This is a genomic window from Kocuria nitroreducens, from assembly GCF_042879195.1.
GTDB classification, from domain to species: Bacteria; Actinomycetota; Actinomycetes; order Actinomycetales; family Micrococcaceae; genus Kocuria; species Kocuria nitroreducens.
The window spans coordinates 1-14,500 of record NZ_JBHZTC010000035.1; the positions used below are offsets into that span (position 1 = coordinate 1).

Below are 14,500 nucleotides of genomic sequence, written 5' to 3' on the forward strand. Positions count from 1 at the left end.
TTCCCGATGCTCGTGGACCAGTACCGGCTCGGCAGGCTGGACCTGGACGGGTTCGTCACCGAACGGATCGGCCTGGGCGACGTGGAGGAGGCCTTCGCGAAGATGAAGGCCGGCACCGTGCTGCGCTCCGTGGTGGAACTGGACCGTGCCGCCACCGGCGCGCAGGGGCGCGACGCCGAGCAGGCGGACGACGCGGAGACCGGCGTGGCCGCACCGGCCGGAGCGGCCCGATGACCGCGCGGCAGGCCGCCGTGCCGCGCACGGACGCCTCGGGCCGGGTGCGTGTCGAGCAGCTGGTCACCGCCGGGACGTTCTCCCTGGACGGAGGCACCTGGGAGGTCGAGAACAACGTGTGGATCGTGGGCGACGACGAGCAGTGCCTGGTCATCGACCCGGCCCACGACCCCCGGAAGGTCGTGGAGGCCGTGGGCGGGCGGGCCGTGGCCGGGATCCTGCTCACCCACGGCCACGACGACCACATCCGCGCCGTCCTGGCCGTCGCCGAGCAGCTGCGGGCACCGGTGTACCTCCACCCGGAGGACACGATGCTCTGGGAGCAGGTGTATCCGACCACGCGCTTCGACCGCATCATCGGCGACGGTGACGTCTACACGGTGGGCGGGGTGCGCCTGACCGTGCTGCACACCCCGGGCCACTCGCCCGGCTCGGTGTGCTTCTTCGCCCCGGACCTGGGCGAGGGCGGGGTGCTGTTCTCCGGGGACACCCTCTTCCAGGGCGGCCCCGGAGCCACCGGCCGGTCCTACTCCGACTTCCCCACGATCGTCGACTCCATCCGCGACCGGCTGCTCACCCTGCCCGAGACCACGGAGGTGCTCACCGGCCACGGGGACACCACCACCATCGGGGCCGAGGCCCCCCACCTGCAGGAGTGGATCGACCGCGGCCACTGAGGCTGAGGACCCGGCTCCGGCCGGCGTGCAGGACGATCCCCTCGGAGGCACTCGCCCCCGGGGGGATCGTCCGTTCGTGGCCCGGGGCCGCGAACGGACGGCGTCCCAGCTCGGTCGGGACATTCGGCTCCAGCGGGTGAGCCGGGAGGCCTGGGCGCGACGGGCTGCGCCGTGACGCGACCCGACGGCCGGGACACTCCGCACTGCCGGCGTGAGGGCTCGTGCGGCCCGGACCTCCTGAGGTCTCTCCATGCGGTACGTCTTCCTACGGCCTGCCGCGAGGAGTCGTACGGGAGTCCGGACCGTGAGAAGGGCCTCCGTGATGGGGTGCCCATCACGGAGGCCCTCCCGGCGCCGTGTGCCGCCGGTCTCCCGACCGGCCTGCGGCTCAGCGCAGGACGACCGTCCGGTTGCCGTGCAGGATGACCCGGCCCTCGCAGTGCCACTTCACCGCGTTGGACAGGGCCTTGCACTCGGTGTCCCGCCCCGCGGCCACCAGGTCCTCCGGGCCGTGGGTGTGGTCCACGTCCACGAGCTGCTGAGCGATGATCGGCCCCTCGTCCAGCTCGGCGTTGACGTAGTGCGCCGTGGCGCCCACGGTCTTCACCCCGCGCTCGTAGGCCTGGTGGTACGGCTTGGCGCCCTTGAAGCTGGGCAGGAACGAGTGGTGGATGTTGATCACACGCCCCTCCATCCGGGTGGCCAGCGAGTCGCTGAGCACCTGCATGTAGCGGGCCAGGACCACGAGGTCCACCTCGAAGCGGTCCACGAGCTCCAGCAGGCGGGCCTCGGCCTCCGGCTTGGTGTCCGGGGTGACGGGCACGTGGAAGAACGGGATGCCGTGCCACTCGACGAGGCGCTGGTGGTCCCGGTGGTTGGAGACGACCGCGACGATGTCCACGGGCAGGTCCCCGGTCCGGGCGCGGAAAAGCAGGTCGTTGAGGCAGTGGCCGAACTTGGAGACCATCACCAGCACCCGCCGCTTCGACCCGTGCTCGCTGAGCTCCCAGCGCATGTCGAAGCGCTCGGCCACCGGGGCCAGGTCGACCCGGAGGGCGTCGGGGTCGAGGCCCTCCTCCGTGGCCGAGGCGACGTGCACGCGCATGAAGAACTGTCCGAGCCGCCGGTCGTCGAACTGCGTCAGTTCCACGATGTTGCACCCGTGCTCCAGCAGCACACCGCTGACGGCGTGCACGATCCCCGGCTTCTCGGGGCAGTCGAGGGTCAGCACCAGCTCCGTCGCGGGAGGCGCCGTGGACACGGCCTGCGGCTGCCGGAGCTGCTCAGCATTCGATGACGTTGACGGCCAATCCACCACGGGAGGTCTCCTTGTACTTAATCTTCATGTCGTTTCCGGTCTCGCGCATGGTCTTGATGACCTGGTCGAGCGAGACCGTGTGCTCGCCGTCGCCCTGGAGGGCGAGGCGCGCGGCGTTGATGGCCTTGACAGAGGCGATCGCGTTGCGCTCGATGCACGGGATCTGCACGAGTCCGCCCACCGGGTCGCAGGTCAGCCCGAGGTTGTGCTCCATGCCGACCTCGGCGGCGTTCTCCACCTGTTCCGGGGTGCCGCCGAGCACCGCGCACAGGCCTGCGGCGGCCATGGAGCAGGCCGAGCCCACCTCGCCCTGGCAGCCCATCTCCGCGCCGGAGATGGAGGCGTTCTCCTTGATGAGGATGCCGACGGCCGCCGCTGTCAGCAGGAACTCCACGACGCCGTCCTCGTCCGCGCCGGCGATGAACCGGGCGTAGTAGTGCAGCACGGCGGGGATGATGCCCGCCGCCCCGTTGGTCGGGGCGGTCACGATCCGCCCGCCGGAGGCGTTCTCCTCGTTGACCGCCAGGGCGTAGAGGTTGATCCACTCCATGGCCTGCAGCGGATCGGACGCCGGCCGGACAGGACAGGCGTCGGCGGCCGCCTCGGCCTCCCGCAACCGGGCCCGCAGGGCCGGCGCCCGGCGGCGGACCTTCAGCCCGCCGGGCAGCCGGGCCTCCGTGCGCGTGCACCCGTTCTCCACGCACTCCTGCATGACGGCCCAGATGTGCAGCAGGCTCGACCGGAGCTGCTCCTCGCTGCGCCAGGACAGCTCGTTGGCGAGCATGATCCCGGCGATCGACGTCCCCTCGCGCCGGCAGTGCTCCAGGAGCTGCCGGCCGGTGGTGAACGGAAAGGGCACCTCGGTGGTGTCCTGGACGATGCGGTCCGCCCCGGACACGTCACCGTCCACCACGAATCCGCCGCCTACCGAGTAGAAGGTGCGCTCCCGCACCAGCTCACCGTCCGTCCCGTAGGCGGAGAACGTCATGCCGTTGGGGTGCGCCGGCAGCGACTTGCGCCGGTGCATGACGACGTCCTCGGGGCGGTCGAAGGGGACCGCACGGAGCCCCGCCAGGCGCAGCTCCCGGCGCTCCGTGCTCGTCCGCACCTGGGCGTCGGCCGTGTCGGTGTCCACGGTCTCCGGGTCCTCGCCCTGCAGCCCCAGGATCACGGCCTTGTCCGAACCGTGCCCGTGACCGGTGGCTCCGAGCGAACCGAACAGCTCGGCCCGGACCCTGGAGACCGAGTCGAGGAGGTCGTCGCCGGCCAGCCCCTCCGTGAACAGCCGGGCGGCCCGCATGGGCCCCACCGTGTGGGACGAGGAGGGGCCGATGCCGACGGAGAACAGGTCCAGGACGGACAGGGCCATCAGAGAACCTCGGGGGCGGCGAACTCCGTCATGGCGTCCAGCAGCCACCGGGCGGTGTACTCGGCGAAGGAGGCCCGCGGCATGATCCGCCAGGTCTGCTCGGCAGTCCGCCACAGCACCACGGGCACGGGTCCCAGGGTCGTGGAGACCGCGGTGCCGGGGCCGAAGGCCCGTGGGTGGAGATCCAGGTGGCAGCCCTTCTCCAACACGGCCCGGGCCGACGGCCCGTCCAGCTCGAGGGTCGTGCGGTTGGCCGAGAGGTCGACGACGGCGCCCCGCTCACCGCCCAGCGCGGCGATCAGCTCGGGGACGGCGGGGTCGGTGGACAGCCCGGGCGAGCCGGCCGGCGGAGCGCCGGCGTCCTGGGGCCCGACCAGCAGGAACTCGTCGGGGCCGATCCACACCACGGCCGTGCCCCCGGGGCTGCCCGTGACCCCGCCGTGACCGGTCGGCAGAGGCACACCGGCGGCGGCCTCGACCGCCTCGGCTGCGGGCGAGCCGGGCGCCACCCGGATCCCGACCATGGTCAGGAACGGGATCTCGCGCAGACCCACGCCGCGTGCTCCGGCCACGGAGGCACCGGACATCTGCTCTCGCAGGTGGGCCAGCGGGCTGCGGCGGAGGCGGGTGATGTCGGACAGGAGCTGCTCAGCCATCTCGGCGGTTCCCTTCGGGGTCGTAGAGCACGGGTTCTGCGATGACGACGTCCACGAGCTGCCCGTCGAGCGGGGCCTGGAGCGTCTCACCGATGCGGTTGCGGCCGTTCTCGACCAGGGCCAGTCCGAAGGTCCGGTCCAGGGCGGCGCTGAGGTAGCTGGAGGTGACGTGGCCGACCATCGGCACGGGCCCCTGCTCCGGGGTGATGGGAGTGCCGTGATCGACCAGCTGGGCACCCTCCGGCAGCCGGAACGTCCGGTCCACCGGCAGGACCGCCACGAGCTGCTTGCGGTCGGGGCTGGTGGCGCTGGGGCGGTCGTACGAGCGCTTGCCGATGAAGTCCTTGGTCTTGGACACCACCCACTCCATCCCCAGGTCCTGCGGGGTGACGGTGCCGTCGGTGTCCTGGCCCACGATGGGGAAGGCCTTCTCCGCGCGCAGCACGTGCATGGTCTCGGTGCCGTAGGGGGTGATGCCGAACTCGGCGCCGGCCTCCGCGACGGACTCCCAGACCGACAGGCCGTACCAGGAGGAGACGTTGATCTCGAAGGCCAGCTCCCCGGAGAAGGAGATCCGGCAGATCCGGGCGGGGACCCCGGAGGCCAGGACGGTCTCGCGGAAGGCCATGAACGGGAACGCCTCGTTGGACAGGTCCAGCTCGGGCGCGAGCTTGCCGATGACGGCCCGGGACTTGGGGCCGACGACGGCCACGGTGGTGTACTGCTCGGTGACGGAGGTGAACACCACGTCCAGCTCCGGCCACTCGGTCTGGGACCACTCCTCGAGCCAGTCCAGGACCTTGGCCGCACCACCGGTGGTGGTCGTCATGAAGTAGCGGTCCTCGTCCAGGCGCAGGGTCACGCCGTCGTCGAAGACCATGCCGTCCGGTGTGCACATGACTCCGTAGCGGGCCATGCCGGGCTTGAGCTTCTTGAAGGCGTTGGTGTAGACGCGGTTGAGGAACTCGCCGGCGTCCTGGCCCCGGATCTCGATCTTGCCCAGGGTGGTGGCGTCCATGAACCCCACGGATCCGCGGACTGCCGCGCACTCCCGCAGCACCGCGGCATCCATGTCCTCCCCGGCCTGCGGGTAGTACCAGGGTCGCTTCCACTGCCCGACGTCCTCGAACAGGGCCCCCTGGGCCACGTGCCAGGGGTGGACCGAGGTCAGCCGCACCGGGTCGAACAGCTCGCCGCGCCGTCGCCCGGCCAGGGCCACGAAGGCCACGGGGGTGTAGGGCGCGCGGTACGTGGTGGTGCCGATGCCGCCCACGTCGGTGCTGTTCAGGGCGGCGGCGATCACGCCGATGGCGTTGACCCCGGAGGTCTTGCCCTGGTCGTTGGCGGTGGAGATGGAGGTGTAGCGCTTGACGTGCTCGACGCTGCGCATGCCGGCGCCGGTCGAGCGCAGCACGTCGGCGACCGTCTGGTCGCGCTGGAGGTCCACGAAGTGGCGCTTCCAGTCGGAGGACCCGTCCTCGGACCCGGGCACCAGCCACAGCGGCCGGACGGGCGAGGACTCCGTGCTCTGCGCGTGCGGGGTCTCGGGCTGGGGCTCGAAGCCGGCCCGGCGGGTGGCCTCGGCGCCGGCGAGGGCACCCTCGGTGAGGCACCACGCCAGGTCGGTGGTGCCGTTGACCGAGCCCGCGGTGTGCTGGCCCCGCACCGGGGCGGCCGGCACGAACGCGGCGAGGCGCTCGTCCCAGCTCAGCTTGCCCTGGCGCTGGCTGTGCAGGTGGACGACCGGGGTCCACCCGCCCGAGACGGCGAGCAGGTCCGTGTCCACGGTCGTGGTGGGACCGGCCGGCGTGCCGGACTCGTCGAGCCCGGCGACCGTGACGGCGCTGATCCGCCCGTCCTCACCGTCGCCGGCGGTGTCCACCACGGCGCTGCCGGGAAACAGGCGCACCCCGGTGCTCGCGGCGATGTCGGCGGCCCGGCCGTGGACCTCCGGGCGCGAGTCGACCACGGCCGCGACGCGGACGCCGGCGGCGGCCAGGTCGGCCACCAGGTCGTAGGCGGAGTCGTTCGTGGTGGCCACGACCACCGCCTGGCCGGCGGCGACGGCGTAGCGGTTGAGATAGGTGCGCACCGAGCCGGCGAGCATGACGCCCGGACGGTCGTTGTTCGCGAACACGACCGGCCGTTCGTGCGCGCCGGTGGCGAGCACCACCTGCTGCGCTCGCACGTGCCAGATCCGCTCACGCGACACGCCTGGTCCGGGGGCGTCGGCGAGGTGGTCGGTGCGCCGCTGGACGGCGACGACGTAGTTGTTGTCGTAGTTGCCGAAGGCCGTGGTGCGGTGCAGGACCGTGACCTCGGGCTCGGCCGCCAGAGCGGTGAGGGTGCGCTCGGCCCAGGCGCGGGCCGGCAGGCCGTCGACGACCTCGTCGCGGCCCGACAGCAGGGAGCCTCCCGCCTCCGGCTGCTCGTCCATGAGGATCACCCGGGCCCCGGAGCGGGCGGCCTCGCGGGCCGCCGCCAGCCCGGCGGGACCGGCCCCGACGACGAGGACGTCGGTGTGCACGTGCTTGTGGTCGTAGAGGGCCTCGTCCTGGCGGGGATCGAGCTGCCCGAGGCCGCGCAGGTAGGACGCCCGCAGGCCGTCGGTCAGCTCCACCGTGGTGGCCGGGAGCATGGACTCGTCGACGTCGGCCCCGGTGCGTGCGGCGACCTTGACCAGGGCGTTGGGCTCCTCCACGCCGGCGGACACGATGCCGCGCGGACGGCCCAGGTACATCGAGTCCCCGCAGCGGATGCGTCCCGCGGCGAGCAGGGCCGAGGCCAGGGTGTCGCCGGCGAACCCGGTGTGCTCCTGCCCGTCGAGGGTGAAGCGCACGGGCTTCGTGCGGTCGATGCTGCCGGCCGTGCTCTGCTGCGCCGGCAGGCGGTGGGTCTGGGCGCTCACTTGACGCCTCCGATCTCGGGCTGGGGCTCGCCGATCCTGTAGACGGCCTTGATCTCATAGGTCACGGTGTCGCGGACGACGTTGAACCAGCGGCGGCAGCCGACGGCGTGGGCCCACCGCTCCGCGAGCAGGCCCTTGGGGTTGTTGCGGTAGAAGAGGTACTCCGCCCACTCCTTGTCGGAGAGCTGGTTGGGGTCCTCGGGATAGGGCACGTGGGCCTCCCCGCCGTACTGGTACTCGGTCTCGTCGCGCGGCCCACAGTTGGGGCACTCGATCAGCAGCATGGTGGTCCGGCCTCCTAGTGGGCCACGGCGGCGGCGCCGTGCTCGTCGATGAGGACCCCGGTCTCGAAACGCTCCAGGGCGAAGGGCTCGTTGAGGGGATGGGGTTCGTCGTTGGCGATGGTGTGGGCGAAGGAGTAGCCGGCACCGGGAGTTCCCTTGAACCCGCCGGTTCCCCAGCCGCAGTTGACGTACATCTGGTCCACGGGCGTCTTGGAGACGATCGGCGAGGCGTCCAGGGTGACGTCGACGATGCCGCCCCAGGTCCGCAGCACGTGGGCGCGGGCGAAGATCGGGAAGAGCTCCACCGCGGCCGCCATCTGGTCCTCGATGACGTGGAAGGCGCCGCGCTGGCCGTAGCCGTTGTAGGCGTCCACGCCGGCGCCCATGACCAGCTCGCCCTTGTGGGCCTGGGAGACGTAGACGTGCACGTGGTTGGACATCACCACGGTCGGGTGCACGGGCTCGTGCAGCTCCGAGACCAGGGCCTGCAGCGGGTGGGACTGGATCGGCAGCCGGAACCCGGCGAGCTCCGCCAGGACGGAGCTGTGCCCGGCCCCGCAGAGGCCGACCTTGCCGGCGTTGATCCGCCCGCGGGAGGTCTCCACCCCCACCACCCGGTCGCCGTCCATGACAAAACCGTTGACCTCGCAGTTCTGGATGATGTCCACGCCCAGCTCGTCGCACTTGCGGGCGAAGGCCCACGCCACGTGGTCGTGCTTGGCGATGCCGGCGCGCGGCTGGTAGGTCGCCCCCATCACCGGGTAGCGGATGTCGTCCCCGATGTTGATGATCGGGCACAGCTCCTTGACCTGCTCCGGGCTGATCCACTCCGCGTCGATGCCGTTGAGCTTGTTCGCGTTGACCCGCCGCACGGACTCGCGGACGTCCTGCAGGGTGTGCGCCAGGTTCATCACCCCGCGCTGGGAGAAGAGGAAGTCGTACTCCAGCTCCTCCGGCAGGATCTCCCAGAGCTTCAGGGAGTGCTCGTACATCGCCGCGGACTCGTCCCACAGGTAGTTGGAGCGGATGATCGTGGTGTTGCGGGCCATGTTCCCGCCGGCCAGCCAGCCCCGCTCCAGCACGGCGATGTTGGTCATGCCGTGGTTCTTGGCCAGGTAGTAGGCGGTCGCGAGCCCGTGGCCGCCGCCGCCGACGATCACGGCGTCGTAGGAGGTCTTCGGGTCCGGGTTGTGCCACAGGAAGTCCGGGTGCTCCGGCAGCAGATCAGCCATCACAGCGCTCCGTTCAGAACGGGAGTGGACAGGTTCGGGTAGAGCGGGAACCGCTCGGCCAGGGCGGCCACCCGGTCGCGCAGCTGCTCGGTGATCTCCTCGGTGAGCTCACAGGTCAGGGCCGTGGCGATGATGTCGGCCACTTCCGTGAACTCGGCGGCGCCGAAGCCGCGGGTGGCGAGGGCCGGGGTGCCGATCCGCAGGCCGGAGGAGACCATGGGCGGACGCGGGTCGAAGGGGACGGCGTTGCGGTTGACCGTGATGCCCACGCGGTGCAGGCGGTCCTCGCCCTGCTGGCCGTCGAGCTCGGAGTTCCGCAGGTCCACGAGCACCAGGTGCACGTCGGTGCCGCCGCTGACGAGGTTGATCCCGGTGGCCATGACTTCCGGGGAGAGCAGCCGCCGGGCCAGGATCCGGGCGCCCTCCAGGGTGCGCGCCTGGCGGTCGGCGAACTCCTCGGTCGAGGCGTACTTGAAGGCCACGGCCTTGGCGGCGATCACGTGCTCGAGGGGGCCGCCCTGCTGGCCCGGGAAGACGGCGGAGTTGATCTTCTTCGCCAGCTCCTTCTTGGACAGGATCACCCCGCCGCGCGGACCGCCGAGGGTCTTGTGGGTGGTCGTGGTCACCACGTCGGCGTGCGGGACGGGGTTGGGGTGCAGCCCGGCCGCCACGAGTCCGGCGAAGTGGGCCATGTCCACCATCAGGTAGGCGCCGACCTGGTCGGCGATGCGGCGGAACTCGGCGAAGTCCAGCTGCCGGGTGTAGGCCGACCACCCGGCGACGATGAGCTTGGGCCGGCGCTCGAGCGCGAGGCGCTCGACCTCGGCCATGTCGATGCGGTGGTCCTGCTCGGACACGCCGTAGGCGGCGACCTTGTAGAGCTTGCCGGAGAAGTTCAGCTTCATCCCGTGGGTGAGGTGCCCGCCGTGCGCGAGGTTCAGGCCCAGGATGGTGTCCCCCGGGTCCAGGAGCGCCGACATGGCGGCGGCGTTGGCCTGGGCCCCGGAGTGGGGCTGGACGTTGGCGGCCTCGGCGCCGAACAGCGCCTTGAGGCGGTCGATCGCCAGCTGCTCGACCACGTCGACGTGCTCGCAGCCGCCGTAGTACCGCCGGCCGGGGTAGCCCTCGGCGTACTTGTTGGTCAGCACCGAACCCTGTGCCTCCATCACCGACACGGGAGCGAAGTTCTCCGAGGCGATCATCTCCAGCGTGGACTGCTGGCGGACCAGCTCCTGGTCGATGGCCGCCGCAATCTCCGGGTCGGCTTCGGCCAGGTGAGTGTTCAGATCGGGCATCCCTGAGCTCCTAAACGGATCGCGTTGCAAGGCTGATACGAGTTTGATATATCAGCTGTGGTTCAAAGGTATGCTAAGGGTGTCGGGGGTGTCAATGGATGACGGACAGCCGCCGTCAACTGCGGCCGCCGGCCACGATCCGCCGGTCCCGATCCAGGAGGGAAGTCATGAGCGCCACCATCACCGCGTCCTGTCCGGAGGCCCCCGTGTCGCTGGCCGACCAGGCCTACGGGCGGCTGCGCGACCGCCTCACCATGCTCGAGATCCGCCCGGGCGCCATGATCCACGACGCGCTCCTCGCGTCCGAGATGGGCATCGGCAGGACCCCCGTCCGGGAGGCGCTCAAGCGGCTGGAGACGGACCACCTGGTGGTCTCCTATGCCCGGAGGGGGACGTTCGCCACGCAGGTGGACATCACGGCGCTGTCCGACGTCTCCGAACTCCGCCGGCACCTCGAACCGCTCGCTGCGCACAAGGCCGCCCTGTCGGCTCCGCCGGCCCTGCGGCAGCAGATGCAGGATCTGGTCCGCACTCTCGAGGAGCTCGCCGGCGGCGATGCGACGAACCGGACGTTCATGCGCGCGGACCTCGACGTGCACCGCCTCATCTACCGGGCCGCCGGCAACGACCACCTCGAGGAGACGCTGGTCCGGCTGGACAATCTCGCCACCCGCATCTGGTGCCTCGTCCTGGATCGGCTGCCCGGGGTATCCGGGCACGTGCACGAGCACGTGCAGCTGCTGGAGGCGATCACCGCCGGGCGCGCCGACGAAGCCGCCGGCCTCGCCCTCGACCACGTCACCAGCTTCGAACGGACCATGCGGATCGTGCTGTGAACCGGTCCGGTCCCGGACGGCGCCTCCGCGGCGAGGACCGGGGGAGCGCGACGGAGCACCTCGGTCATGTGCCGGTCCGGATCTGCCGGTGCATGACGCTACGGTAGGGGAAAGGTCCTTCCTGGGGAAGTCCGCTCGCGGTGGCTCCCCGACGCCGACGGAAAGTGCACACCACGTCATGTCCACCACGTCCCTCCACTCCCAGGGCGAGCCGCTCTCCCTGGCCGATCAGGCGTTCCTGCAGCTGCAGGACCGGCTGATCTTCCTGGACATCCCCCCGGGCGCCCCTCTCAACGAGGGACGTCTCTCGCAGGAGCTGCAGCTCGGGCGGACACCGCTGCGCGAGGCGCTCAAACGGCTCGAGTCCGAGCACCTGGTGGTCACGTACTCCCGTCGCGGGACGTTCGCCACCACCGTGGACATCACCGCCCTCTCGGAGATCTCGCAGGTGCGCGAGGTGCTGGAGCCCCTCGCCGCCCGTCTCGCGGCAGAGCGGCGCGGCGGGGACGCACGAGCTCAGCTGGAGGGTCTGCGGGACCGGCTGGACGGGGCCGGCACAGCGTGGCTGGACAGGGACGAGGCGTTGCGCTGGGACGTGCAGATCCACCGAGCGGTCTACGCGGCGGCCGGCAACTCCCACCTGCAGGTCACGCTGGAGCGCTACAGCAATCTCGCCACCCGGATCTGGTGCGTGGTCGCGGACCGCATCCCGCAGCTGCAGGAGCACATCACCGTCCACAGCGAGCTGCTGAGAGCGGTGCTGGCCGGCGAGGCGGAGGAGGCCGGGGAGATCATGCTCACGCACGTCAGGGATTTCGAGACACAGATCCGCCAGGTGCTCTGAACTGCCGGGGGACCGCACGGAGGACGGTGCTCCGCACCGGCCTGAGTGCGGTCCCCCGTTCAGGCCGAAGCGCCCTGCCCCGACGCCCGGACGGACGCCGTCTCCCCGCCGGCCTGCAGCGCCGCCTGTGTCGTGTGCAGCAGAAGGAGGGCGGTCGTCACGGTGCCCACACCGCCGGGGACCGGCGTGAGGGCCGCGGCCACCTCGGTGGTCGAGACGGGCTCCACGTCGCCGACCAGGTCGCCGTTGTCGAGGACGTTGGTGCCCACGTCGATGACCACCGCGCCGGCCCGGACGAGCGCTCCGGTGAGCAGACCTGGCCGCCCGACCGCCGCGACGACGACCTCCGCCTCGGACGTGTACCGCTCGAGCGGCCGGGAGCGCGAGTGGCAGACGGTGACGGTGGCGTCCCGCTGGAGCAGCAGCTGCAGCAGCGGCTTGCCGACGACCGTGGAGCGGCCCACCACCGAGACGTGCCGGCCGGCGAGGGGAACCTCGTAGTGCTCCAGGATCTCCACCACCGCCCGGGCCGTCGCGGGGGCGAAGGCCTCCTGGCCCACGGTCAGGCGCCCCAGGCTCAGAGGGTTGGCGCCGTCGACGTCCTTGGCCGCGCTGATGTGGGCCACCAGCTCGTCCCCGTCCACTCCCGGTGGCAGGGGCGTCTGCAGGATGATCCCGTGGACGTCCTCGTCCGCGCTGAGCAGCGTGAGCGTCGAGATGAGCTCGTCCGCGCCGGCGTCGGCCCCGAGGTCGACGACGGTGCAGTGCACGCCCGCCTTGTCCGCGGCTCGTGCGATGGAGCGGACGTACCACAGGGTCGCCTCGTGGTCGGTGGCCACCACGACCGCCAGACCGGGGACCGCTCCGCGTCGGCGCAGGGTGGCGACGTTGCCGTCGGTCTCGGCCCGCAACCGCTGTGCGACTGGGGCCCCGGTCAGCCGGTGCGCGGTCATGCCATCACCTTCTCGCGCACGCGGTCCGTCACGGCCTGGGCCGACAGGACGGCGTCGTGGCCGTCCTGGAGCTCGTCCGCGAAGTCCGCCCGGGTCCTCTCGTCCGTGATCGCGCTGATGTTCATGTCCAGCGTGATCAGGGCCGTGGCGATGGCGGCCCGGGCCGCCTCGGAGGCGGCGGCCACGTCGCTGATCACATGGGGGTTGCTGAACTCGGCCAGCTCCCGGCCCAGGTCGATGACCTCCGTCGCCAGGCCGATCAGCGCCCGCGGCGGTGCGGCCGCCGCGATCGTGGCCTGCTGGACGGCCAGGGAACGAGCGGCACGGTCCTCCTCCGAGGCGGAGGGCAGGCGGTAGGCGGCGATCACGGCTGCGAAGGCCTTCTCGTCGTCGTCGGCCAGGCGCAGCGCCTCCGGGATGATGTCGTCGGCGCGGGCGGCGATCCGGAGGGACTGCTCTTCGTGCTGGGCGTACCGCGCGCCGGTGGTGTATCGCGCCACCATGGCGATCAGGGCAGCTCCCTGGGCCGCGTGCAGGGCTGCGGCCGCCCCACCCCCGGGCGTGGGCTCCCGGGATGCCAGACGTTCCAGGTAGTCGTTGAGGGTCTCCGAACCGATCATGGTCTGTTTCCTTCGGTGGGCGTGGATGGACTGCGATGGGTGGCGGCGGATCCTGCCGGTGGACAAGACGCTGCGGCCCCGCCCCCGGTGTCGAAGCAGGCTCGGGGCCGCACGGCTCAGCGGAAGACGACGGTGCTGGAGCCCTCCAGGAGCACGCGGTGCTCGCAGTGCCAGCGGACCGCGCGGGAGAGGGCCAGCGCCTCGGCGTCCTGTCCCACGGTGGCCAGGGCGCGAGGGTCGTGGGTGTGGTCCACCCGGATGACTTCCTGCTCGATGATCGGTCCCTCGTCCAGGTCCCCCGTGACGTAGTGGGCGGTGGCCCCGACCAGCTTCACGCCGCGCTCGTAGGCCTGGTGGTAGGGGCGGGCTCCCTTGAACCCGGGCAGGAAGGAGTGGTGGATGTTGATGGCCCGCCCCTCCAGCGCGCGGCACAGGTCGTCGGAGAGGATCTGCATGTAGCGTGCCAGCACCACCAGGTCGACGTGGTGCTCCTCGACCAGTTCCAGCAGCCGCTGCTCCGACTCCTCCTTGGTGGCCGTGGAGACGGGGATGTGGATGAACGGCAGGCCCGCCGCCTCGGCCATGGGACGGAGATCCTCGTGGTTGGAGGCCACCAGGGCGATCTCTCCCCCGAGGCCCCCGGCCCGCCACCGGAAGATCAGGTCGTTGAGGCAATGGCCGCTCTTCGACACCATCACCAGCAGCCGGGGCGGGGTCTGGTCGTGGATCCGGTGGCGCATGCCGAACCGCTCGGCGATGGGGCCGAAGTTCCGCTGCAGCGTCTCGTGGGTCAGCTCGAGCGAACCGCTGAAAGCGGTGCGCAGGTGGACGAGCCCGTGCACCGGATCGTCGAACTGCTGGTGCTCGTTGATGTTGGCCCCGTGGGCGAGGAGGAACTCCGTGACGGCGTGGACGATCCCCACCTGGTCCTGACAGGTGAGGGTCAGCACGAACTGTGACGGCGCGTTCCGGCGGGTCGACCCCGCGGGGACGACAGCCGGCTGCACGACGGAGGAGAGGGTGTCTGCGAGGGTCATGGAAGGCTCCTGCCTGGGTGTTCGACTGCTGGGTGTGACGGACGGACCGGTGGGGTCCCAGGTCGGCCCGGCACCGCGTCGACGGGCTCGATGCGGTGCCGGGCCGACCATCAGCCGCACGGCGGATCCGGGTCCCGCCCGGGGGACGGTGCCTAGTTGCCGGACGCCGGGGTGGTGTCGCTGAGGGTGTCGGTGATCCAGTCGTGGAAGGCGCCGATGTGGTGTTCGGAGGGGACG

Annotated in this window: 13 protein-coding genes and 1 pseudogene; 4 read left to right on the top strand and 10 right to left on the bottom strand. The window is 71.4% G+C overall.

What is annotated here, in order from left to right; translation table 11 throughout:
- Window positions 1-234: pseudogene (locus ACFYE1_RS16545) on the top strand (S-(hydroxymethyl)mycothiol dehydrogenase); the annotation flags it as partial.
- Window positions 231-911: an MBL fold metallo-hydrolase gene (locus tag ACFYE1_RS16550; protein WP_387745355.1), complete on the top strand. Its 681-nt coding sequence runs from the start codon at window positions 231-233 to the stop codon at window positions 909-911. The pseudogene ACFYE1_RS16545 and the gene ACFYE1_RS16550, both read left to right, overlap by 4 nt.
- 388 nt (window positions 912-1,299) lie before the next feature.
- Here ACFYE1_RS16550 and purU (ACFYE1_RS16555) read toward each other — a convergent pair whose 3' ends face one another.
- The 7 genes from purU (ACFYE1_RS16555) to glyA are packed head-to-tail and all read right to left on the bottom strand — an operon-like array spanning window position 1,300 to window position 9,973.
- Window positions 1,300-2,142 carry a formyltetrahydrofolate deformylase gene (gene purU / locus ACFYE1_RS16555; RefSeq protein WP_387745357.1) on the bottom strand — a complete coding sequence of 281 codons (843 nt, stop codon included), beginning with the start codon at window positions 2,140-2,142 and terminating at the stop codon, window positions 1,300-1,302.
- A gap of 52 nt (window positions 2,143-2,194) precedes the next feature.
- Entirely contained in the window at window positions 2,195-3,598 is a 1,404-nt protein-coding gene (locus tag ACFYE1_RS16560; RefSeq protein ID WP_387745359.1) for an L-serine ammonia-lyase, read from the bottom strand.
- The gene (locus ACFYE1_RS16565; RefSeq protein ID WP_387745362.1) at window positions 3,598-4,254 is read right to left on the bottom strand and encodes a sarcosine oxidase subunit gamma; all 657 of its coding nucleotides are present in this window, start codon (window positions 4,252-4,254) and stop codon (window positions 3,598-3,600) included. Before ACFYE1_RS16565 ends, ACFYE1_RS16560 begins: the two co-directional genes overlap by 1 nt.
- Window positions 4,247-7,162: a sarcosine oxidase subunit alpha family protein gene (locus ACFYE1_RS16570; RefSeq protein ID WP_387745365.1), complete on the bottom strand. Its 2,916-nt coding sequence runs from the start codon at window positions 7,160-7,162 to the stop codon at window positions 4,247-4,249. Before ACFYE1_RS16570 ends, ACFYE1_RS16565 begins: the two co-directional genes overlap by 8 nt.
- Window positions 7,159-7,446 (bottom strand): sarcosine oxidase subunit delta, encoded by a 288-nt coding sequence (locus ACFYE1_RS16575; protein WP_387745368.1) that lies wholly within the window; start codon window positions 7,444-7,446, stop codon window positions 7,159-7,161. Before ACFYE1_RS16575 ends, ACFYE1_RS16570 begins: the two co-directional genes overlap by 4 nt.
- 14 nt (window positions 7,447-7,460) lie before the next feature.
- Window positions 7,461-8,678: a sarcosine oxidase subunit beta family protein gene (locus ACFYE1_RS16580; RefSeq protein WP_387745371.1), complete on the bottom strand. Its 1,218-nt coding sequence runs from the start codon at window positions 8,676-8,678 to the stop codon at window positions 7,461-7,463.
- Window positions 8,678-9,973 carry a serine hydroxymethyltransferase gene (gene glyA / locus ACFYE1_RS16585; protein ID WP_387745374.1) on the bottom strand — a complete coding sequence of 432 codons (1,296 nt, stop codon included), beginning with the start codon at window positions 9,971-9,973 and terminating at the stop codon, window positions 8,678-8,680. The genes ACFYE1_RS16580 and glyA overlap by 1 nt, the downstream gene beginning before the upstream one ends.
- Window positions 9,974-10,140: 167 nt before the next feature.
- Between glyA and ACFYE1_RS16590 the strand changes: the two genes are divergently transcribed.
- Entirely contained in the window at window positions 10,141-10,809 is a 669-nt protein-coding gene (locus ACFYE1_RS16590; protein ID WP_387745377.1) for a GntR family transcriptional regulator, read from the top strand.
- Between the two features lie 178 nt (window positions 10,810-10,987).
- Window positions 10,988-11,653 carry a GntR family transcriptional regulator gene (locus ACFYE1_RS16595; RefSeq protein ID WP_387745380.1) on the top strand — a complete coding sequence of 222 codons (666 nt, stop codon included), beginning with the start codon at window positions 10,988-10,990 and terminating at the stop codon, window positions 11,651-11,653.
- A 59-nt stretch (window positions 11,654-11,712) separates the two neighbouring features.
- On the opposite strand, the gene ACFYE1_RS16600 is transcribed toward ACFYE1_RS16595, so the two are convergent.
- The 3 genes from ACFYE1_RS16600 to purU (ACFYE1_RS16610) form a co-directional block, all read right to left on the bottom strand.
- The gene (locus tag ACFYE1_RS16600; protein ID WP_387745383.1) at window positions 11,713-12,606 is read right to left on the bottom strand and encodes a bifunctional 5,10-methylenetetrahydrofolate dehydrogenase/5,10-methenyltetrahydrofolate cyclohydrolase; all 894 of its coding nucleotides are present in this window, start codon (window positions 12,604-12,606) and stop codon (window positions 11,713-11,715) included.
- Window positions 12,603-13,226 (bottom strand): cyclodeaminase/cyclohydrolase family protein, encoded by a 624-nt coding sequence (locus tag ACFYE1_RS16605; protein WP_387745386.1) that lies wholly within the window; start codon window positions 13,224-13,226, stop codon window positions 12,603-12,605. The genes ACFYE1_RS16600 and ACFYE1_RS16605 overlap by 4 nt, the downstream gene beginning before the upstream one ends.
- A 116-nt stretch (window positions 13,227-13,342) precedes the next feature.
- Window positions 13,343-14,263 carry a formyltetrahydrofolate deformylase gene (gene purU, locus ACFYE1_RS16610; RefSeq protein WP_387745389.1) on the bottom strand — a complete coding sequence of 307 codons (921 nt, stop codon included), beginning with the start codon at window positions 14,261-14,263 and terminating at the stop codon, window positions 13,343-13,345.
- Window positions 14,264-14,500: the final 237 nt, after the last annotated feature.